This window comes from Allobosea sp. BH3 (assembly GCF_025499465.1).
In the GTDB taxonomy this organism is placed as follows: domain Bacteria; phylum Pseudomonadota; class Alphaproteobacteria; order Rhizobiales; family Beijerinckiaceae; genus Allobosea.
Genome location: NZ_JAIMCA010000002.1, coordinates 801,952 through 820,433, shown reverse-complemented (window position 1 = coordinate 820,433; position 18,482 = coordinate 801,952). Strand labels below are relative to the sequence as shown.

At 64.2% G+C, this 18,482-nt stretch carries 18 protein-coding genes; 16 read left to right on the top strand and 2 right to left on the bottom strand.

Going from position 1 to position 18,482, the window contains the following annotated elements:
• Nucleotides 1-273 precede the first annotated feature (273 nt).
• From BoBH3_RS08880 to BoBH3_RS08870, 3 genes are read left to right on the top strand one after another with little or no spacing between them, the layout of a single operon-like run.
• Complete coding sequence (locus BoBH3_RS08880; RefSeq protein WP_262330401.1) at nt 274-1,152, top strand: hypothetical protein; 879 nt, start codon at nt 274-276, stop codon at nt 1,150-1,152.
• Nucleotides 1,152-3,347 carry a DEAD/DEAH box helicase gene (locus BoBH3_RS08875; RefSeq protein ID WP_262330400.1) on the top strand — a complete coding sequence of 732 codons (2,196 nt, stop codon included), beginning with the start codon at nt 1,152-1,154 and terminating at the stop codon, nt 3,345-3,347. The genes BoBH3_RS08880 and BoBH3_RS08875 overlap by 1 nt, the downstream gene beginning before the upstream one ends.
• 47 nt (nt 3,348-3,394) lie before the next feature.
• Nucleotides 3,395-4,369 (top strand): hypothetical protein, encoded by a 975-nt coding sequence (locus tag BoBH3_RS08870; protein ID WP_262330399.1) that lies wholly within the window; start codon nt 3,395-3,397, stop codon nt 4,367-4,369.
• 200 nt (nt 4,370-4,569) lie between these two features.
• Here the strand turns inward: BoBH3_RS08870 and BoBH3_RS08865 are convergent, their stop codons facing one another.
• Nucleotides 4,570-4,971, bottom strand: a complete 402-nt coding sequence (locus BoBH3_RS08865) for a hypothetical protein (RefSeq protein WP_262330398.1) — start codon at nt 4,969-4,971, stop codon at nt 4,570-4,572.
• Nucleotides 4,972-5,314: 343 nt separating this feature from the next.
• On the opposite strand from BoBH3_RS08865, the gene BoBH3_RS08860 reads away from it, so the two are divergent.
• The 13 genes from BoBH3_RS08860 to BoBH3_RS08800 all read left to right on the top strand — a co-directional run bounded on the left by BoBH3_RS08860 (nt 5,315) and on the right by BoBH3_RS08800 (nt 17,372).
• Nucleotides 5,315-6,223 carry a LysR family transcriptional regulator gene (locus tag BoBH3_RS08860; RefSeq protein WP_262330397.1) on the top strand — a complete coding sequence of 303 codons (909 nt, stop codon included), beginning with the start codon at nt 5,315-5,317 and terminating at the stop codon, nt 6,221-6,223.
• Between the two features lie 98 nt (nt 6,224-6,321).
• A complete protein-coding gene (locus tag BoBH3_RS08855) occupies nt 6,322-7,152 on the top strand; it encodes a DUF1932 domain-containing protein (protein ID WP_262330396.1) in 831 nt (276 codons plus the stop codon).
• On the top strand, nt 7,152-8,141 hold the full coding sequence (locus BoBH3_RS08850) for a Bug family tripartite tricarboxylate transporter substrate binding protein (protein WP_262330395.1): 990 nt from the start codon (nt 7,152-7,154) through the stop codon (nt 8,139-8,141). Before BoBH3_RS08855 ends, BoBH3_RS08850 begins: the two co-directional genes overlap by 1 nt.
• Before the next feature lie 4 nt (nt 8,142-8,145).
• Nucleotides 8,146-9,261 (top strand): 4-oxalomesaconate tautomerase, encoded by a 1,116-nt coding sequence (locus BoBH3_RS08845; protein WP_262330394.1) that lies wholly within the window; start codon nt 8,146-8,148, stop codon nt 9,259-9,261.
• 23 nt (nt 9,262-9,284) lie between these two features.
• On the top strand, nt 9,285-10,010 hold the full coding sequence (locus tag BoBH3_RS08840; RefSeq protein ID WP_262330393.1) for a PIG-L deacetylase family protein: 726 nt from the start codon (nt 9,285-9,287) through the stop codon (nt 10,008-10,010).
• Nucleotides 10,007-10,690 carry a 4-carboxy-4-hydroxy-2-oxoadipate aldolase/oxaloacetate decarboxylase gene (locus tag BoBH3_RS08835; RefSeq protein WP_262330392.1) on the top strand — a complete coding sequence of 228 codons (684 nt, stop codon included), beginning with the start codon at nt 10,007-10,009 and terminating at the stop codon, nt 10,688-10,690. The genes BoBH3_RS08840 and BoBH3_RS08835 overlap by 4 nt, the downstream gene beginning before the upstream one ends.
• 53 nt (nt 10,691-10,743) lie before the next feature.
• Complete coding sequence (locus BoBH3_RS08830; protein ID WP_262330391.1) at nt 10,744-11,919, top strand: ABC transporter substrate-binding protein; 1,176 nt, start codon at nt 10,744-10,746, stop codon at nt 11,917-11,919.
• A gap of 40 nt (nt 11,920-11,959) precedes the next feature.
• Nucleotides 11,960-12,817, top strand: coding sequence for a branched-chain amino acid ABC transporter permease (locus BoBH3_RS08825; protein WP_262330390.1), 858 nt, complete (start codon nt 11,960-11,962; stop codon nt 12,815-12,817).
• Nucleotides 12,814-13,833, top strand: coding sequence for a branched-chain amino acid ABC transporter permease (locus BoBH3_RS08820; RefSeq protein ID WP_262330389.1), 1,020 nt, complete (start codon nt 12,814-12,816; stop codon nt 13,831-13,833). The genes BoBH3_RS08825 and BoBH3_RS08820 overlap by 4 nt, the downstream gene beginning before the upstream one ends.
• Nucleotides 13,830-14,585: an ABC transporter ATP-binding protein gene (locus BoBH3_RS08815; RefSeq protein ID WP_262330388.1), complete on the top strand. Its 756-nt coding sequence runs from the start codon at nt 13,830-13,832 to the stop codon at nt 14,583-14,585. The genes BoBH3_RS08820 and BoBH3_RS08815 overlap by 4 nt, the downstream gene beginning before the upstream one ends.
• Nucleotides 14,578-15,288, top strand: a complete 711-nt coding sequence (locus BoBH3_RS08810; RefSeq protein WP_262330387.1) for an ABC transporter ATP-binding protein — start codon at nt 14,578-14,580, stop codon at nt 15,286-15,288. Before BoBH3_RS08815 ends, BoBH3_RS08810 begins: the two co-directional genes overlap by 8 nt.
• A gap of 24 nt (nt 15,289-15,312) precedes the next feature.
• The gene (locus BoBH3_RS08805; protein WP_262330386.1) at nt 15,313-16,422 is read left to right on the top strand and encodes a 5-methyltetrahydropteroyltriglutamate--homocysteine S-methyltransferase; all 1,110 of its coding nucleotides are present in this window, start codon (nt 15,313-15,315) and stop codon (nt 16,420-16,422) included.
• Nucleotides 16,419-17,372, top strand: coding sequence for a catechol 2,3-dioxygenase (locus BoBH3_RS08800; protein ID WP_262330385.1), 954 nt, complete (start codon nt 16,419-16,421; stop codon nt 17,370-17,372). Before BoBH3_RS08805 ends, BoBH3_RS08800 begins: the two co-directional genes overlap by 4 nt.
• Nucleotides 17,373-17,660: 288 nt before the next feature.
• On the opposite strand, the gene BoBH3_RS08795 is transcribed toward BoBH3_RS08800, so the two are convergent.
• Nucleotides 17,661-18,467, bottom strand: coding sequence for an enoyl-CoA hydratase/isomerase family protein (locus BoBH3_RS08795; protein ID WP_262330384.1), 807 nt, complete (start codon nt 18,465-18,467; stop codon nt 17,661-17,663).
• Between the last annotated feature and the right edge of the window lie 15 nt (nt 18,468-18,482).

Here is an 18,482-nt window from a genome sequence, read left to right as displayed (position 1 = left end):
CCGATCGCAAGGGCGCGACGTCACCCACCTCGTCGGCCAGCACATCACGGATCTCTCGGCCGAATGCGCCAGCGTCGGCAACCGGGATATGGCTTTTCCGATACGCTAGGGCTGCGGCGACCAGATTAGGAATGGCGGTTCGGGCCCCCATTCGTAAGAGCTGGCGCCCAAGGCCTGCGCACCCGAGAGATCTATATTCCTGACCTGCACATCGATACTATCAAAGTGAAGGGACGAAACTTCCATTGATCTGCTCGGGGGACGCGCAAGCACATGGCCGACGTGGTTGAAGTAGGGTCGGCAAGCCCGCCTGCAACGGCATCGCCACCCCTGTCCACCCAAACCGTCTCAATCGACGCTCAATGCATCGGCGACCGTTGGGCGGCGCATGATGCAACGAGCCTGGCAAAGCTGATCGCCATCATTGCAATGGGCCAGGCGGCCTATGCCGCCTACATCCTCAGGGAACTCCTTCCGGCCGCCCCGGCGTTTTCGGACGCCGACTTGCGTCAAGAAGCACGGGTCAGGATGACCGTTCAGGACGATGCCAAAACGCCGCGAACCGGTTATCCCCGGTGGCAGCGCGACGGTTTCATCTTTGAAGCGATCTCCTGGATCGCCGCGCGGCAAGTCTATGGAACCGAGGTGCTGCTGAAAGACCCGCATGTAAGCGCCACGTCCCAAGGTCTGGACGGCCTGATGATCGAGCTGGCCGACGACAAATCAAAAGTCGTGATGACGACGATTTTCGAGGACAAATGCACTGACGATCCCAGGGGCACGTTTCTCCAAAAAGTCATTCCTGCGTTCCTCGACCGCCACAAGAACAAGCGTTCCGCCGAGCTCGTCGCCACCGCATCCGCTCTGTTGCGCATGAGCGGCATCGATGAGGGTGCGTCCGCCAAGCTGGCGGCAAACGTCATGGATCGTAAGCAGCGGCGTTACCGCGCAGCCTTCGCGCTGTCCAAGGATCAGGACAGCCAGGCCGAGCGGCAGAAACTCTTCAAGGGATACGATGCACTCGATGGCCTCAGTCAGGACCGCCGGATCGGCGCCAGCTTGATTGTCGAAGGAAAGGTCCGCGACTGGTTTGATAGCCTTGCAGCGCAGGCGATCGCCTATCTCGACGAGCTAGAGACGGAGGTTGCCTGATGTTCGATTCCGCTACGGCTCAGCTGCTCCGGTCGGCGCCCCCGGTTCCGGGCCTCGATCCGCAGAACATACCGGCGCTGCTGACGAGGCACTATGCGAACCTGGTGTCGGCGCGATTGAGCGGCACAGGCGACGCAGCCAGCGATGGTGAAAGCGGATGGACGCTTGAACGCATCTCAGACACTTACGAACTGGTCACATCGCTCCAGACCGAGGGCTCTGTGCGCAGGGCAGCCGCATTCGTCGCAGGAACAGCCCAGCAAATCCTCGCACGACGGCAAGCGGCCGCCCCGGATGGTCCCGCCGTCGTCTCCAACATTGACAGGGACCGCCTCGATCCAACGATCGCCGCCGCCCTGCTGTTTCTTGCCGCAGAACAATATGCGGACGCCCACGAAGCGGCCTCGCACATCCTTCCCCGTCGCGATGGTCAAAGCTACGAGGCGACCATTCTGTCTGAGAATGTCGCCGACCTGGCTCGCGGCCAGCTCGACCGCATCTACGAGCGTGCGACACGATGGCGGGCAAGGCGTCGAGCGATTGGCCTGGAAGAGCAAGCGCTCGCAGCACTGCTCGAGGCTCTCATTGTCGGCATCGAGATGCTTGCCGCACGCTTCCTCGGACTACCAACGCCGCAACCCGCCATTGGGCGTTTCGATACGGCGCGCACCGCCTTCGAGCGTGTGCTGCGGCTCTCCGCCGTCTTGGACGATCAATATGGCGATGTGCTCGGTGGCAACATCCTCAGCACCTACGCAGGACCGCATCACCTCGCGTCGCTCCTGATCGCGGCCCATGACGGTATCGCCAGCGCAGCGCTCACAGACCTCTCCCCTCCCGGCGGAGCCGACACAAAATTCTGGGGTAAATGGATCCGCGCGAGAGCAAATGCTTTCCCGTTCCTATGGCCTAACCACCGCGAGGCGATCGCAAAGGGTTTCCACGAGACCGGTAAGTCGGCCGTTGTGGTCCTTCCCACAGGAGCAGGCAAAACGACCGTCTCTTCACTGAAGCTGGCGGGCGCTCTCTCCCGGGGCAAGAAGGTCGTGTTTCTCGCGCCGACGCATGCTCTTGTTGAGCAGCTCACCGGCGATCTGCAAGAGATCTTCCCGCAGGAACTCCTTGGCTCGGTCGTCTCCAGCGACTTCGATTTGCTCTTCGGGCTGGACGCGCAGCTCCGGGAAATCGAGGTGATGACGCCGGAGCGTTGCCTCGCGATGCTCTCCTTTGCGCCCGAAGCGTTTTCCGATGTGGGACTTCTGATCTTCGACGAATGCCATCTCTTGAGCCCTCAGTCAGGGAAGATCCGGCGTGCGCTCGACGGTATGCTCTGCGTCCTCGCATTCAATCACATCGCGCCCGACGCCGATCTGCTCTTCCTGTCGGCGATGCTCAAGAACGGTCCTGAATTCGCCGACTGGATCCATCAGCTCACCGGACGCGACTGCGTGTGCGTTGACCTTTTGTGGAAGCCGAGCAGGCAAGCACGCGGCGTGGTGATCTACAAAAACGGAGAGCTGGAGGACGCGAAGAAGGCTGCGATGGCCGCCCAGCTCGCTGAGAACACGAAAAAAGCGAAGAAGGCTAAGGGGCTTCGGGTCATCGCGGAACGGCAACTCGTCGCGCACCCATGGGCGATCTGGGGGCTGCAACATAATTGGCTGCGCGAGAAGCGTGCTCACTGCGTCATGACGCAGGTGCTCGACGCTTCCGTCGCGCTCGCCGGCGATATCAAATATGGTCCGCTCCGGCTAAAGCCGAATGCCAATCACGTCGCCGCCAAGTTGGCCATCTCCGCCACTCGGAGCGGTCTAAAATCGATCGTGTTCGTCAACACGAAGAACGACGCGGTCTCGGTCGCGGGCGAGATATCAGACGAACTCAACGAGAAGATCGAGGTCACCGAGGCCGAGCAGGAGCGCTGGGACGCGCTCGAGGCCGAACTCGGCGGCCTCAAGCATTCCTTGCTCTCTCGACCCGCCATCGCCGTTCCGCATAATTCGGCAATGCTTCGCCTCGAGCGCGATCTCGCCGAGCGCATGTTCAAACGGGCCAACGGCGCGAAAGTCATCGTCGCAACCCCGACTCTCGCCCAGGGCCTAACCTCCCCGCCCAGCTTGCGATTCTGGCTGGCGACAAGCGCGCCGACGCTGCACAAAAAGGGCGCGCCGACCTCGAGGCGCACGAGATCCTAAATGCTGCCGCCAGAGCCGGTCGAGCAGGTCATCTCGCCAATGGCGTCGTGCTGCTAATCCCCGAGCCCATCATCAGCTTCTCCGACGGCGAGCCCTTGGGGTGGAAGGTTGTCGAAAAGCTGAAGTCTGTTCTGCCCGAAGACGATCGCTGCGTCGTGATCTCCGATCCGCTCGAGATCGTGCTGGACAGGCTCATGCAGGGTCAAACGGTCGATCCGGATGTCCGCTATGTCGTCAATCGAATGGCGGCGCTTCGCGAAGCGGAAGGAGCAGAGGAACCCAACGTCCTTTTCGATCTTCGAAAGTCGTTCGGGGCGTTCGCGGCGCGAAAGCGCCATGCCGAAGCGGAGTTTGAAGCCAAGATCACCGATCTAAAGAAAGCGATCGCGCTGGATGCGCAGGGAGAGGTCGACAACACGATCGCGGAACTGGCCTCTCAGAGCGGGTTGTCGATGAACCTGCTGCTCCGGCTGCGAAAGAGAATCGCCGATGGCACCGGAAAGTTGCCCACGACCGTCGGCGAATGGCTGACTTGGACGATCGATTGGCTGAAGGCTGATGACGATGCGCGCGACTCGCTACTGGGCGGCGTAAGCCGGTCGCTCATGGCATCATGCGGTCGAAAGCGGGACGCAGAACTAACCGCCGAGGAGTTGGCGCTCGTCCTCCCTGGCCTCGTCGCCTGGATCAGCGGCAAGCCTCTTTGCGAGGTCGAACGTGCATTGGGTGGAGATCCCGATTCCGACGACGACGCGGAGAAGATGTGTCCAAGGGCGCGTGAACTTGTCGGAACTGTCGTGCCTCGAGGCCTCTCGTTCATCATCGGACTGGTGTCCCATGTCGTCGGGGAGGTTGACCCTTTTGGCCACCAGGAAGAGCTGGATAGACAGGTCATCGAGTGTCTCGGCCCGGCCGTGCGTAAGGGCTACGACACGCCGGCGAAGGTCTTTCTCTCAAGCAATACGCCAGCTGCGCTTAGCCGGGTTCAACTTCATGCGTTGGCGTTAAGGCAAATGACTTGAAAGGAGCGGCTAGCAGACTGACATCCTTGAAAGACTGCAAGCGCGTCTTTTTTTGCAACACCGCCGCCTATAAGCTGACAGTCTGGAAGCGGTCCCAAACCGGCCATTCGTCCTAGCCGCGGCGAACTTCTGCTTCTTGGCGCTGCACGGAAGCGGGTGCTCGCCTTCGAAGCAAACACTTGAGGCAACTCTCGGTGGTTTCAGGCCCCCGCAACCAACTTTACCGAACATAGTTCTTCGGCATTGAGAATCGCCCTCCCAGGGACGGTTTCTTTGTTGTCGGCGCTCACCGCGACAGCAACCATGTTGGCGATCTCACCGACGAGCTCGATCTCGTAGCCACGCTCGATCGGGTGGATAAGGACGACCTCGATCAGCGACCGAAGAATATCCAGCGCCTCCGTACGCGTCTCGTCATCCGCCAAGGCCTCGCGAACGTCCTCGACCTTCCTGCGGTACAGGCCCGCAAGATTGGGGTGCATGCGAACAGGCGGCTCCGGCTCTGAGGTGGCCTGTCCGGCGAGCGTCTCGCGCTCAGCTTCGAGCAGGCCGAGCCGCGCCGCGACGCTCGTGGACTTCATGCCTTCCGCGAGCGCGGACACCAACGCATCGATCTGCCGCTCGATCTGCTCGAGCTTGTCGCATGCGACATCGGTCGCTCGCCGCTCGTCGATGTCAGTTTAACATCGCTATTGCTCATTGATTTCGATTCTTATGTCTGACCGAACGCGAATGAATTCTCCCCTATCTTATCGTCGAACGGCGGCAGCAATCTTGCTCGATGACTTCTGGCGTGCGCCATGACCAGACATTGAGGCTCTGCCCAGAAACGGACATTCCGCAGAGCTGCGGGCTGCCGCGCCTTGCATGCGACGCGCCTGATGCCCCCCGGATCTCGTCTATCAAAACGGTCGCTTTTGTTGGCAGGCACAGCTAGCAAAATGCATGCGCGCCGACATCCTTGGGCTTCAAGCCTTCATCAGCATTGCCGAACGCGGCAGCTTCCGGGCTGCCGCATCACATCTCAACCTGTCGCAGACAGCGCTGAGTCATCGTGTCCGCAAGCTTGAGGAAGCGCTCGGAACGCCGCTCTTCTTGAGGACGACGCGGCAGGTCTCGCTGACGGCGGCCGGAACCACGCTGTTGCCGCGCGCGCGACGGATCTTCGAGGATCTCGGATCCGCTATCGACGAGGTAAAGGTTGAGGTCCGCGAGCGCGACACGGAGGTTTCCGTAGGTTGTCTGCCGACCGTCGCCGCCCACTGCATGCCTTCCGTCATCGCGGCTTTCGCCAAGCGCCATCCGGGCCTGGGTGTACGGGTGCATGACAATTCCGCAGCGGAGATCGCCGACAAGGTGCAATCCGGGGAAGCGGAGTTCGGGGTGACCATTGTCGCCGCGAACCGCTGGGACCTTGAGCTCAAACCGGTGGTCAAGGAGCCTTTCGTGCTCGTCAGCCATCGCGACATGCCGCTCGCGCAAGCAACTTCGCTTACCTGGGCCCAGCTTCAGGGCGAGCCGCTTGTCCGCATCAGCGCCGAGACGGGCAACCGCATCCTCATCGACGATGCGCTGGGCTCACGTCGCGAGACATTGACCTGGCGCTACGAAGTGCAACGCGTCGTCACTGCGGTCAGCCTTGTGCGATCCAGCATCGGCTATGCCATCGTCCCACAGCTCGCCCTCGATGTGGTCGATGCCGGCGGGCTGGTCGCGATTCCCCTTCGAGCGCCGTCCATTACCCGGACATTGGGCATCATCACGCGAAAGACGGTGCCCTTGCGCCCCGCGACACGCGATCTGCTTTCGTTGCTGAGCGCCTCGCTCAAGCGCAGCATCGCGCGTCCTGATTGATGAATTAAATTGCCTAATCGCTGCAATCTTATCATTTGATGAGGCAATGATCTTATCCCACCCTTGCTGCGGGAAGAAACGCACAAGGAGTGGCGACGATGGCTGGTTCAGCACCGGCGGCGATCGCGTTCATCGGCTTCGGCGAGGTCGGACAGACGTTTTCACGCGGCCTCCTGGCCAACGGCGCGACGGGCATTCGGGCCTATGATCTCCTGTTCGGCGGCCATTCCGGTCGGCGGCTGGAGGATGCGGCACAACAGATCGGGGTTAGCTGTGGCAGCTCCGCAGCCGAGGCGTGTTCGCAAGCCTCCTTCGTCTTCTCGGCGGTTACCGCCGATCGCGCCGAAGAGGTTGCCATCGAAGCTGCGAACTGGCTGAGGTCCGGCCAGATCTTCGTCGACGTCAACTCGGCCGCGCCCTCGACCAAGCAGCGCGCCGCGCAGGTGGTGCAGGCCAGCGGCGCCGATTACGTCGAGGCGGCGGTGATGGCGCCGGTGCTGAAGCCCGGGCTCGACGTCGCGATCCTCGCCGGCGGCCCGAAGGCCGAGGCCGCATCTGCGACGCTCAATGCGCTCGGCATGAATCTGACACCGGTTTCCGAGCAGTTCGGCCGCGCCTCGGCCATGAAGCTCTGCCGCAGCATCGTCATCAAGGGGCTCGAGGCGCTGATGGTGGATTGCGCCGCCGCCTGCGATGCCTGGGACGTCAAGGACCCCGTCTTCGCCAGCCTGCACGCGACGTTCCCCTCGATCGATTTCCACGCTCTCGCGGCGGACATGCGCGAGCGCGTCGCGACCCATGGCATCCGGCGTTCGGCCGAGATGCGCGAGGCGGCCGAGATGCTCGCCGCCGCGGGGTTGGAGCCCGGCCTCGCCAGTGCCGTTGCTGCAGCGCAATTGCGTGGGGCACGCCGCAAGGGAGGCGCCTGATGCAGCTTGATCGCCGCTCCATTCTCTCTGGTTTCGGCACGGCCGCACTATCTGGCTTCGCGCCGACACCGGCCCGGGCCGAATGGCCGAGCCAGGTCATCCGCATCGTCGTGCCCTTCACGCCGGGTGGCAGCACCGATGTGCTCGCCCGGCTGATCGCCGCGAAGCTCGAACAGGCCATTCCGGGCAAAGGCTTTATCATCGAGAACCGGCCAGGCGCGGGCGGCATGACGGCCGCCGGCCAGGTCGCGAGATCCGAGCCCGATGGCCACACTCTGATGATGGGCCATATCGGCACGCTGGCCTTTGCGCCCTCGCTCTACCCCAACGTGCCCTATGATCCGATCAAGGATTTTCAGCCGGTCGCGCTGGTCGCCATGGTTCCGAACATCCTGGCGATCAATCCGAAGCTGCCGGCCAAGACGCTGGGCGAGTTCATCGCCTATGCCAAGGCCAATCCCGGCAAGCTGAACTTCAGTTCCGGCGGCCAGGGCAGCGCCGCCCATATCGCTACCGCCTATCTGACTTATCGTGCGGGCATCGACGCGGTGCATGTGCCCTATCGCGGCACGGCGCCTTCCGTGAACGATCTCGTCGCCGGCAATGTCCAGTTCACGCTGACTGGCGGGCCAGCGGTGCTGCCGCTGGCGGAAGGTGGGCAGCTCCGTGTGCTCGGCGTCGCCAGCCGCGAGCGTGTCGGCTTCGCTCCCGATCTGCCGACGCTCTCGGAAGGCGGGTTGCCCGATTTCGAAGCGGTGCAATGGTATGGCCTGGTCGCGCCGGCGCGGACCTCGCGTGCCATCGTCGACCGGCTCAACCGGGAGATCAACGCGCTGCTCGGTCAGCCTGACTTCGCCGCGGCGCTGGCCCGCGACGGCGCTATCGCTCGACCTGAAACGCCGGATGGCTTCGGCACGCTGATTTCTTCGGAGCTTGCTCTCTGGCGCGATGTCATCACTCGCGCCGGCATCAAGGCGACGGCGGAGTGAGGCCATGGGGCAGATCGCCGTTCCTTGCATGCTGATCCGAGGCGGCACCTCCAAAGGGGCCTACTTCCTGCGTGACGACCTGCCGACGGACGTCGCCGCGCGCGATGCCTTCCTGCTCGCGGTGATGGGTTCGCCCGACAAGCGGCAGGTCGACGGGCTCGGTGGCGCCCACCCGCTGACCAGCAAGGTCGCAATCGTCTCGAAATCGAGCGAGCCAGGCTGCGACATCGATTTCCTGTTCGCGCAGGTCGGTATTGAAGCGGCGCAAGTCGATACCACGCCGAATTGCGGCAACATCCTTGCCGGTGTCGGGCCGTTCGCTCTGGCGCGCGGATTGGTCAAGGCGAGCGGCGCGCGCAGCCCGGTTCGCGTTCGCACGATCAACACCGGCACCATCGCCGACCTATCCATGGAGACGCCGGAGGGGCAGGCGAGCGCCGAGGGCGGTGCCCGCATCGACGGCGTGCCGGGCACCTCCGCCCCGATCGATATCGGCTTCCTCGATGCCGAAGGCTCGGTCTGCGGCGCGCTGCTGCCGACAGGTAATGTCGTTGATGTCGTCGAGGGCGTGCCCTGCACTTTGATCGACAACGGCATGCCGGTCATCGTCATGCGCGCCGCCGATGTCGGACGCACCGGCTATGAACCGCGCGACGAGCTCGACAAGGACATCGAGCTGAAGGCGCGCATCGAGCGTATTCGGCTCGCCGCCGGGCCACTGATGAATCTCGGAGATGTCGCGAAGAAGGTCGTGCCCAAGATCGCGCTTGTCGCGCCGCCGCGGGCTGGCGGCGCCATCTGCACGCGCAGCTTCATCCCGCATGAGTGCCACGCCTCGATCGGCGTCTTCGCTGCGGTGACGGTGGCGACGGCCGCCGTGCTGCCGGGCTCGCCTGCGGCCTCGGTCGCGCAGATGCCGCCAGGCCGCGAGCGCTCGCTCTCGGTCGAGCATCCGACGGGCGAGTTCACGGTGACGCTGACGGTCGGCGGGACGGCAGAGGAGCCGGTGGTCGAGCGGGCGGGGCTGCTGCGCACCGCGCGCATTCTGATGGAGGGTAAGGCCTTCGTGCCGGCCCATGTGCTGGTCGCCTATGACGGCGCCCGCCAGGCAACAGAATGAGAAAGATGGAGGGCTGAGCGACGATGTCGGGCCAGCAGAAGACAGGTCTTGTGATCACGGCCCATCCGGGCGATTTCGTCTGGCGTGCGGGCGGAGCCATTGCACTCCATGCCAAGCGCGGGATGCGCGTGAAGATCCTCTGCCTCTCCTATGGCGAGCGTGGCGAGAGCCAGTTCGCCTGGAAGAGGGCCGGCGTCAGGATGGAGGACGTCAAGGCGCAGCGCCGGGAGGAGGCTCAGGCCGCCGCCGAGCTGCTCGGCGCCGAGATCGAGTTCATGGATGCCGGAGATTACCCGCTCCGGACGACGGCCGAAATGCTCGACCGCACCGTCGATATCTTTCACGAGCTCAATCCGAGCTTCGTGCTGACCCATGCGCTGGAAGACCCCTACAATGCCGACCATCCCGAGGCGGCGCGGTTCGCCCAGGAGGCGCGCATCATCGCGCAGGCCGCGGGGCATAAGCCCGATCCCGACCGCGCCTATGCCGCGCCGCCGGTCTTCCTGTTCGAGCCGCACCAGCCCGAACAATGCGGCTTCAAGCCAAACGTCATCCTGAACATCGACGAGGTCTGGGAGCAGAAGCGCAAGGTCTTCGAGATACTCGCCGCGCAGAAGCATCTCTGGGAATACTACACCCGCGTCGCGCTCAACCGCGGCATGCAGGGCGGCCGCAACTCCGGCAAGGCCATGACCTATGGCGAAGCCTATCAGCGGCTCTTCCCGGAAGCTTTGGAGGCGCTGGCATGAACCCCGTCGTCATTCGCACGAAGAAGCGCGCCTCGGCTGCCGCGATGGCCGATCTGGAGGAGCTCGGCGTCTCGACCACGCATGAGGCCATGGGGCGGGCCGGGCTGATGAAGCCGTACATGCGACCGATCTATGCCGGCGCTCAGATCGCCGGAGGGGCCGTCACCGTGCTCGCCCAGCCCGGCGACAACTGGATGATCCATGTCGCGATCGAGCAGGTGCAGCCCGGCGATGTCCTCGTCGTCGCCTGCACCACCGACAACACCGACGGCATGTTCGGTGACCTGCTCGCGACGTCGCTCAAGGCGCGCGGCGGCATAGGCCTCGTCACCGATGCGGGCGTGCGCGATGTGCGCGTGCTGACCGAGATGGGCTTTCCCGTCTGGTCCCGCGCCATCTCGGCCAAGGGCACGGTCAAGGCGACGCTTGGCTCGGTCAACGTGCCGGTGGTCTGCGCCGGCGCCCTCGTCAATCCTGGTGACGTGGTCGTCGCGGACGATGACGGCGTCGTCGTGGTGCCCCGGCTCGATGCGGAGTCCGTCGCTGCGGTTGCTCGCAAGCGCGAGGCAAACGAGGAGGAAAAGCGCCGGCGGCTCGCATCTGGCGAACTCGGGCTGGACATGTACGCTATGCGCGAAGGCCTCGCCAAAGCAGGTCTCGTCTATCGCGACGAAGAATGAACGGAAGCCTCGCCAAGGGGCCCCTCAAGGAAGGAAACGGGGAGGAACGACGCATGACGCATCGCAGGACGATTCTGGGTGGAATTCTCGGCCTCGCGCTCACCGGATCGGCGAGTGCCGCGGCGCTGGCGCAGGAGGCGGTCAAGGTCGGGCTGATCCTGCCGATGACGGGCCCCTTCGCCTCGACCGGCAAGCAGATCGACGCTGCCGTAAAGCTCTTCCTCGCCAAGGAAGGCGCCACCCATGGCGGGCGCAAGCTCGAGGTCATCCTCAAGGACGATGCCGGCAACGCCGACACGACGCGCCGCCTGGCGCAGGAGCTGGTCGTCAACGACAAGGTCTCGGTGCTCGCGGGCTTTGGCCTGACGCCGCTCGCCATGGCGACCGCGCAGGTCGCAACGCAAGCGAAGGTGCCGCAGATCGTCATGGCGGCGGCGACCGCCACGATCACCGAGGCCTCGCCGTACATCGTGCGCACCTCCTTCACGCTGCCGCAGGCTTCCGAACCGATGGCGGATTGGGCGGCGGCGAACGGCATCAAGAAGGTCTTCACGGTCGTCACCGACTACGGCCCGGGCATCGATGCCGAAACCTCCTTCGCCGCCAAGTTCAAGGCGGCGGGCGGCACGGTCGAGAGCGTCCGGGTGCCGCTGCGCAACCCCGATTTCGCGCCCTTCCTGCAGCGCGTCTCGGAAGCGAAGCCCGACGCGCTGTTCGTCTTCGTGCCGTCGGGTATCGGCGCTCAGTTCATGAAGCAGTTCGTCGAGCGCGGCCTGGACAAGGCCGGCGTCAAGCTCATCGGACCCGGCGACGTGGTCGATGACGATATCCTCGAAGGTATCGGCGACGTCGCCATCGGCGCGATCACCACCCACCATTATTCGGCCAAGCACGACAGCGCCGAGAACAAGGCCTTCGTCGAGGCCTTCCAGAAGGCCAATCCCGGAATGCGGCCGAACTTCATGGCGGTCGGCGGCTTTGACGGCATGAAGCTGATCGCCAAGGCCCTTGAGGCGACCAAGGGCGATGCCAGCGGCGACAAGCTGATCGCGGCGATGAAGGGAGCTGCCTGGGAGAGTCCGCGTGGCCCGATCAAGATCGACCCCGACACCCGCGACATCATCCAGAACATCTATGTCCGCAAGACCGAGAAGGTCGGCCCGGAGCTCCACAATGTGGAATTCGCGACGATCAAGGACGTCAAGGACCCTGTGAAGGCCCGCAAGTGACGCGAGCGACCACGAGAGGCCGCGGCGAGGTTACAGGCGCATGCTGACCATCCTGTTTGACGGGATCGCCTATGGGATGGTGCTCTTCGTCCTCGGCTGCGGGCTGTCCGTGACGATGGGGTTGATGAACTTCGTCAACCTCGCCCACGGCGCCTTCGCGATGCTCGGCGGCTATGTCGCCGTCCTGGCGATGCAGCGGCTCGGCCTGCCTTTCCTGGCGAGCCTGCCGCTGGCCTTCCTCGTGGCTGCGCTGGTGGGGATCGTTCTGGAGCGGCTGATCTACCGGCCGATGTATGCCAAGAGCCATCTCGACCAGGTGATGTTCTCGATCGGGCTGGTCTTCATGGCAGTCGCCGGCACTGACTGGCTGATGGGCTCGACCCAGCAGTTCATCCGGCTTCCCGCCTGGTTGCAGGGACGCTTCGAGATCGCGGGCATTGGCATCGGCCGCTACCGGCTCTTTGTCATCGTCATCTGCGGTCTGCTCGCCGTCTCGCTGCAATGGGGCTTCACTCGCACCCGTTTCGGCAGCCGGCTGCGCGCGGCGGTCGACGATGCGCGGGTGGCGCGCGGGCTCGGCATCCCGGTCAATAGGCTCTTCGCACTGACCTTCGCGCTGGGCTCGGGCCTCGCCGGTCTGGGCGGCGCGCTCGGCGTCGAGCTGATGGGTCTCGACCCGACATTTCCGTTGAAATTCATGATCTACTTCCTCATCGTCGTGACGGTCGGCGGCACCTCCAGCATCACCGGCCCCTTCTTCGCGGCGATGCTGCTCGGCGTGGCAGATGTCGTCGGCAAGTATTTCGTGCCGCAAGTCGGTGCTTTCATCATCTACGCTCTGATGGTCGTCCTGCTGATCACGCGCCCGCACGGGCTCTTCGCGAGGGCGAGAGCATGACCGCGCCCGCCTTCGAGACACGCGTCCGGCAGTCGCTCCTGGAGGCGCGGCGCTGGCACCCGGCCGAGATCGCCTTCTGGCTCCTGGCTGCTGCGGCCTCCGTGCTCTTCCCGCGGCAATGGCTGCTGCTCAACGAGATCGCGATCCTGGCGCTCTTCGCGCTCTCGCTCGATCTGATCCTGGGTTTCGCCGGCATCGTCTCGCTGGGCCATGCCGCCTTCCTCGGCATGGGCGCCTATACGGCGGGGCTGTTTGCCAAGCATGTCACGGCCGATCCGCTGGCGGGCCTGGGCGTCGGCATGGCGGCGGCCGGGCTGCTCGGACTCGTCACCAGCCCGCTGGTGCTGCGCGGCACGGATCTCACCCGTCTCATGATCACGCTCGGCGTCGCACTCATCCTCTATGAGCTGGCGAACTCCTTCGGATCGCTGACAGGCGGTGCCGACGGCCTGCAGGGCATCATGATGGGCCCGGTGCTCGGTCTGTTCGATTTTGATCTCTTTGGCCGCACCGCCTATCTCTACTCGCTCTCGGTATTGTTCGTGCTTTTCCTCGTCGCGCGGCGGGTGACGAACTCTCCCTTCGGCCTGAGCCTGCGCGCCATCCGCGACAACCCGCTGCGCGCCTCTGCCTCGGGCGTACCGAACGGGAAGCGCCTCGCGGCAGTCTATGCCCTGGCTGCGGCCTATGCCGGGGCGGGCGGCGCGCTGCTGGCGCAGACCACGCAGTTCGTCTCGCTCGACGTGCTCGACTTTCACCGCTCCGCCGATCTGATGCTCGTGCTCATCATCGGCGGCGCCGGCTATCTCTATGGCGGGCTCATCGGCGCGGTTGCTTTCAAGCTGCTGCAGGACGTGATCGCGACCTTCACTCCGCAATACTGGATGTTCTGGATCGGGCTGTTCCTGGTGCTCTTCGTGCTCGGTGGACGCGAGCTGATCCACGGCGCGATGAAGACGGTGGCGGGGCGCTTCGCGCGCCTCGGCAAAGGGCTTGGCAGGGGACGGGCAGGATGACCTCCGTCGCGCTCCGGACCTTCGACCTCCACAAGAGCTTCGGCGGCATCACCGCCACCGACCATGTCGATTTTACGCTCCAGCGCGGCGCCCGCCACGCCCTGATCGGCCCGAACGGCGCCGGCAAGACGACCTTCGTCAACCAGCTCACCGGTGTGCTCAAGCCCAGCGGAGGTCGTATCGCGCTGATGGGCGAGGACATCACAGGGCTGTCGCGCGAGGCGCGGGTCCGGCGCGGGCTTGCCCGCACCTTCCAGATCAATCAGCTCTTCGCCAGCATGACACCGCTGGAGATGATCGCGCTCGTCACCTCGGAGCGGTTGGGGCGCGGCGGGCGAGCCTTCCACGCCCTCGACCGCGATCCTGCGCTCGTCGCCGAGACCGCCGAGATCCTGTCGCGCTTCCGACTGGACGACATCATGGACCAGCGCATCGCGACGCTGCCCTATGGCAAGCAGCGTCAGATCGAGATCGCGGCCGCCTTTGCCGCCAGGCCCAGCGTGCTCTTGCTCGATGAGCCGGCGGCGGGCGTGCCGGAGGCGGAGCGGCGGGCACTGATGAGCACGGTCGCCGCACTGCCGGAGGATGTCTCCGTACTGCTGATCGAGCACGACATGGACCTCGTCTTCCGCTTCGCGACGCGCATCACCGTGCTGGTCAACGGCCGCGTGCTGGCGGAGGGCACGCCGGAGGAGATGGCGCGGGACCGCGCCGTGCGCGAGGCTTATCTCGGCGAGGCCGCACATGTCTGAGCTGCTGCATATCGAGAAGCTGAGCGCCGGCTACGGCGAGGCGCTTGTGCTCTTCAACATCGATCTCGATCTCGAGGAGGGGCGTTCGCTCGCTTTGCTCGGCCGCAACGGCGTCGGCAAGACGACGCTGGTCAACAGCATTATCGGCGTCACGCGCCGCCGCGGCGGGCGGATTGTGCTGGCGGGTCGCGACATCACCGCGGCCACGCCCGAGCAGAGGGCCCATGCCGGCATCGGCTGGGTGCCGCAAGAGCGTAACATCTTCAAGTCGCTGACCGTGCTGGAGAACCTGACGGCCGTCGCCCGGCCGGGACCATGGGACGCCGCGCGTGTTTTCCGCATGTTCCCCCGCCTGGCCGAGCGCAAGGCCAATCTCGGCAACCAGCTCTCCGGCGGCGAGCAGCAGATGCTGGCGATCGGTCGCGCTCTGATGCTCAATCCGAAGCTGCTCCTGCTCGACGAGCCGACCGAAGGGCTGGCGCCGATCATCGTCGAGGAGCTGCTGAAGGCGTTGAAGACGCTGTTCCGCGAGGAGGGGCTCGCAGCCATCGTCATCGAACAGCACGCCTGCAAGATCCTTGAACTGACCGACGACGCGATCGTGCTCGAACGCGGCCGCGTCGTGCTTGCCGATTCGAGCGCCACGCTGCTCGCCGAGCCGGAGCGGCTCGAACATCACCTCGGCCTCGCCGCCGCGGCCTGACAATCAAGAACGGGAGGACACGATATGACCCTCAGACAAAAGCCGCCATTCCGGGGCGACATGGTCGGAAGCCTGCTGCGCAGCGCGCCAGTCAAGGATGCGCGCGCCAAGGTCGCTGCCGGCGAGATGAGCCATGCCGAGCTTGCCCAGATCGAGGATGAGGAGATCAGGAAGCTCGTCCGCAAGCAGGAGGAGGTCGGGCTGCAGGCGGTCACCGACGGCGAATATCGCCGCGCCTTCTGGCATTTCGACTTCCTCGACGGCCTGGCCGGCGTCACCACCTTCGAGACTGACGCGGGGATCCAGTTCAAGGGCGTCGCCACGAAGGGGCACGGCATCCGCGTGACCGGGAAGCTCGACTTCCCGGCCAACCATCCGCATCTGGCGCATTTCAGGTTCCTGGCCTCGGTGACCAGCCGGGTGCCGAAGATGACGATCCCGAGCCCCTCCATGCTGCACTATCGCGGCGGCCGGAAGGCGATCGATCCGAGCGCCTATCTGAAGATGGAGGATTACTACGACGACCTCGGCAAGGCCTACGCCAAGGCGATCAAGGCCTTCTACGATGCCGGCTGCCGCTATCTGCAGCTCGACGACACCAGCCTCTCCTATTTCTGCGACCCCGAGCAGCGGAAGATGCTGGCCGACCGTGGCGACGACCCCGACAAGCTGATCTTCATCTATCGCGACGTGCTCAACGCCGCGCTGAGGGCCAAGCCCGCCGACATGGCGATCACCACCCACACCTGCCGCGGCAACTTCAAGTCGACCTTCATCGCCTCGGGCGGCTACGAGCCGGTTGCCGACATGGTCTTCAACCAGATCGACGTCGACGGCTATTTCATGGAGTGGGACGACGACCGCTCCGGCGGCTTCGAGCCGCTGCGCTTCCTGCCGAAGGGCGACAAGCAGGTCGTGCTCGGCCTCGTCACCTCCAAGTTCGGCACGGTCGAGAGCAAGGACAATCTCAAGCGCCGCATCGAGGAAGCCGCGAAGTTCGCCCCGCTCGAGCAGCTCTGCCTGTCGCCGCAATGCGGCTTCGCCTCGACCGAAGAAGGCAATGTGCTGGCCGAAGACGAACAGTGGGCGAAGCTCGCTCGCATCGTCGAAGTCGCGAAGGAAGTCTGGGGATGAGCACTGAGCCCTGCTTCGACATTGCGCATCTTGGCCATGTCGAACTCTTTACGGACAAGCCCGAGGCGAGCCTCGACTTCTTCGTCAATATCTACGGGCTGACGGAGAGCGGCCGCGATGGTGCCTCGGTCTATCTGCGTGCCTGGGACGATTACGAGTTCCACACGCTGAAGCTGACGGCCTCGAACCGCACCGGCGTCGGCCATATCGGCTACCGTGCGACGAGCGAGGCGGCGTTGCTCAGGCGCGTCGCGGCGATCGAGGCGCTGGGGGCGGGCATCGGCTGGGTCGAGGGCGATCTCGGCCACGGCCGGGCCTATCGCTTCCGCGATCCCGACGACCACATCTTCGAGATCTATTTCGATACGAAGAAGTATGTCGCGCCGGAAGCGGAGCGTCCGGCGCTGAAGAACCAGGCGCAACGCAACCATGGCCGCGGCTGCGCCGTGCGCCGGCTCGACCACCTGAATCTCCTGGCGCAGGATGTCGCGGTGATCCGCGACTTCCTGCCGAAGGCATTGGGCAGCCGCGTCACCGAGCAGATCGTGCTGGATTCCGGCGAGGTCGGTGGCTGCTGGTTCACCGTCAACAACAAGAGCTACGACATCGCCTATACCCGCGACCACACCAACGCGCGCGGGCGCTTCCACCACGTTACCTACGCCGTGGATCAGCGCGAGCATATCTTGGAGGCGGCCGATCTCTTCCTGGAGAACGGCGTCTTCATTGAGACCGGACCGCACAAACACGCCGTCCAGCAGACCTTCTTTCTCTACGTCTACGAGCCGGCCGGCAACCGCGTCGAGATCGCCAATGCCGGGGCGAGGCTGATCCTCGATCCGGACTGGCAGACGGTGACCTGGACGGAGACCGAACGGAAGAAGGGCCAAGCCTGGGGGCTCAAGACAATCGAGAGCTTCCATACCCACGGCACACCGCCGACGACTTAGGTGATAGGAGCGAAATCGCCCGGTTGCTCGGAATACGCCAGAAGCGGACATTGAGCTAAGGCACGGAAGCGGACGTTCCGCAGCCGGACCCATAGCAGCATGCCCTTAAATGCGAGCGTCCAGCAGCTTAGAGCATCAGCCTGGCTAGCCAGCGGCCTTGATCTACTCAGTCTCAAGGGAAATCCGGCGGATCCATGACCCTTCGGATCTCCAAGAGCAATCTGCAAAATCGGAGTCATCTCGGAGAGCGCTGAACGACCCCAGAATCGAGAATATACCTGCCGGGTTTCAAGTTTTTTCCTTTTCTTTATACAGAAACGATTCAACTTTTTCTTCGCCATTGTAAGCAAGTCGCTGCATGCGATAGAGGTTCTTTACGTAGTCCAGCGCATCCTGCCGCGACATGTCCATGCAGCGGACCGAAGCTTCCATCTCGACGCGCAATGCGAGAAGCGGGTGCCGTGCAATGCGCGCCGCGTATTCCTCGGCTTTTGCCAGGACCTGATCCGACGGTACGACCGCATTGACCAGATTCGCCCGCAGGGCGTCCTGCGCAGACAGCGGATCTCCGGTGAGAAGCATTTCCATCGCAACGGTATGTGGGAGGAAATGGGAAAGCCGGGTCGAACCGCCTGCGCCCCCCATGCCGTAGGCGATCTCGGGGAAGCCGAACTTCGCATCCTCCGACGCCACCCGGATATCGGTCAGGTGGCTGAGATAGATCATGCCCTGGCCGTAGCAATAGCCGCGCACGGCACCGACGATCGGCTTGAACCGGTTGAGCGACAGGACCTCACGTGACCAGCTGAAGGTATCGGGCTCGCCTTCAGCGACGCGGTGCTTGGGCGCCAGATAATAGGTGAGCTCGTCCATCGGCGTGGCAAACTTGGCGTAGTCGTTCTTGATGTCGTCGCCGGCCGAGAAGGCGCGGTCTCCGGCTCCCTGAAGAATGCCGACCCGCACCTCGTCATCGGCGAGGAACTCGAGCATCATATGATAGAACTGCTTGTGCATGGACGGCGTCATCGGATTCACCGATCCGTTCCGGATGGTAAAATAGCCGATCTTGCCGCGGCGCTCATATTCGAAAGGCATGTGTCAGTTCCTCTT

Coding starts and splice junctions, on each gene's coding strand:
- BoBH3_RS08880 (WP_262330401.1), top strand. CDS start 274: ATGGCCGACGTGGTTGAAGTAGGGTCGGCAAGCCCGCCTGCAACGGCA.
- BoBH3_RS08875 (WP_262330400.1), top strand. CDS start 1,152: ATGTTCGATTCCGCTACGGCTCAGCTGCTCCGGTCGGCGCCCCCGGTT.
- BoBH3_RS08860 (WP_262330397.1), top strand. CDS start 5,315: ATGCGCGCCGACATCCTTGGGCTTCAAGCCTTCATCAGCATTGCCGAA.
- BoBH3_RS08855 (WP_262330396.1), top strand. CDS start 6,322: ATGGCTGGTTCAGCACCGGCGGCGATCGCGTTCATCGGCTTCGGCGAG.
- BoBH3_RS08850 (WP_262330395.1), top strand. CDS start 7,152: ATGCAGCTTGATCGCCGCTCCATTCTCTCTGGTTTCGGCACGGCCGCA.
- BoBH3_RS08845 (WP_262330394.1), top strand. CDS start 8,146: ATGGGGCAGATCGCCGTTCCTTGCATGCTGATCCGAGGCGGCACCTCC.
- BoBH3_RS08840 (WP_262330393.1), top strand. CDS start 9,285: ATGTCGGGCCAGCAGAAGACAGGTCTTGTGATCACGGCCCATCCGGGC.
- BoBH3_RS08835 (WP_262330392.1), top strand. CDS start 10,007: ATGAACCCCGTCGTCATTCGCACGAAGAAGCGCGCCTCGGCTGCCGCG.
- BoBH3_RS08830 (WP_262330391.1), top strand. CDS start 10,744: ATGACGCATCGCAGGACGATTCTGGGTGGAATTCTCGGCCTCGCGCTC.
- BoBH3_RS08825 (WP_262330390.1), top strand. CDS start 11,960: ATGCTGACCATCCTGTTTGACGGGATCGCCTATGGGATGGTGCTCTTC.
- BoBH3_RS08820 (WP_262330389.1), top strand. CDS start 12,814: ATGACCGCGCCCGCCTTCGAGACACGCGTCCGGCAGTCGCTCCTGGAG.
- BoBH3_RS08815 (WP_262330388.1), top strand. CDS start 13,830: ATGACCTCCGTCGCGCTCCGGACCTTCGACCTCCACAAGAGCTTCGGC.
- BoBH3_RS08810 (WP_262330387.1), top strand. CDS start 14,578: ATGTCTGAGCTGCTGCATATCGAGAAGCTGAGCGCCGGCTACGGCGAG.
- BoBH3_RS08805 (WP_262330386.1), top strand. CDS start 15,313: ATGACCCTCAGACAAAAGCCGCCATTCCGGGGCGACATGGTCGGAAGC.
- BoBH3_RS08800 (WP_262330385.1), top strand. CDS start 16,419: ATGAGCACTGAGCCCTGCTTCGACATTGCGCATCTTGGCCATGTCGAA.
- BoBH3_RS08795 (WP_262330384.1), bottom strand. CDS start 18,467: ATGCCTTTCGAATATGAGCGCCGCGGCAAGATCGGCTATTTTACCATC.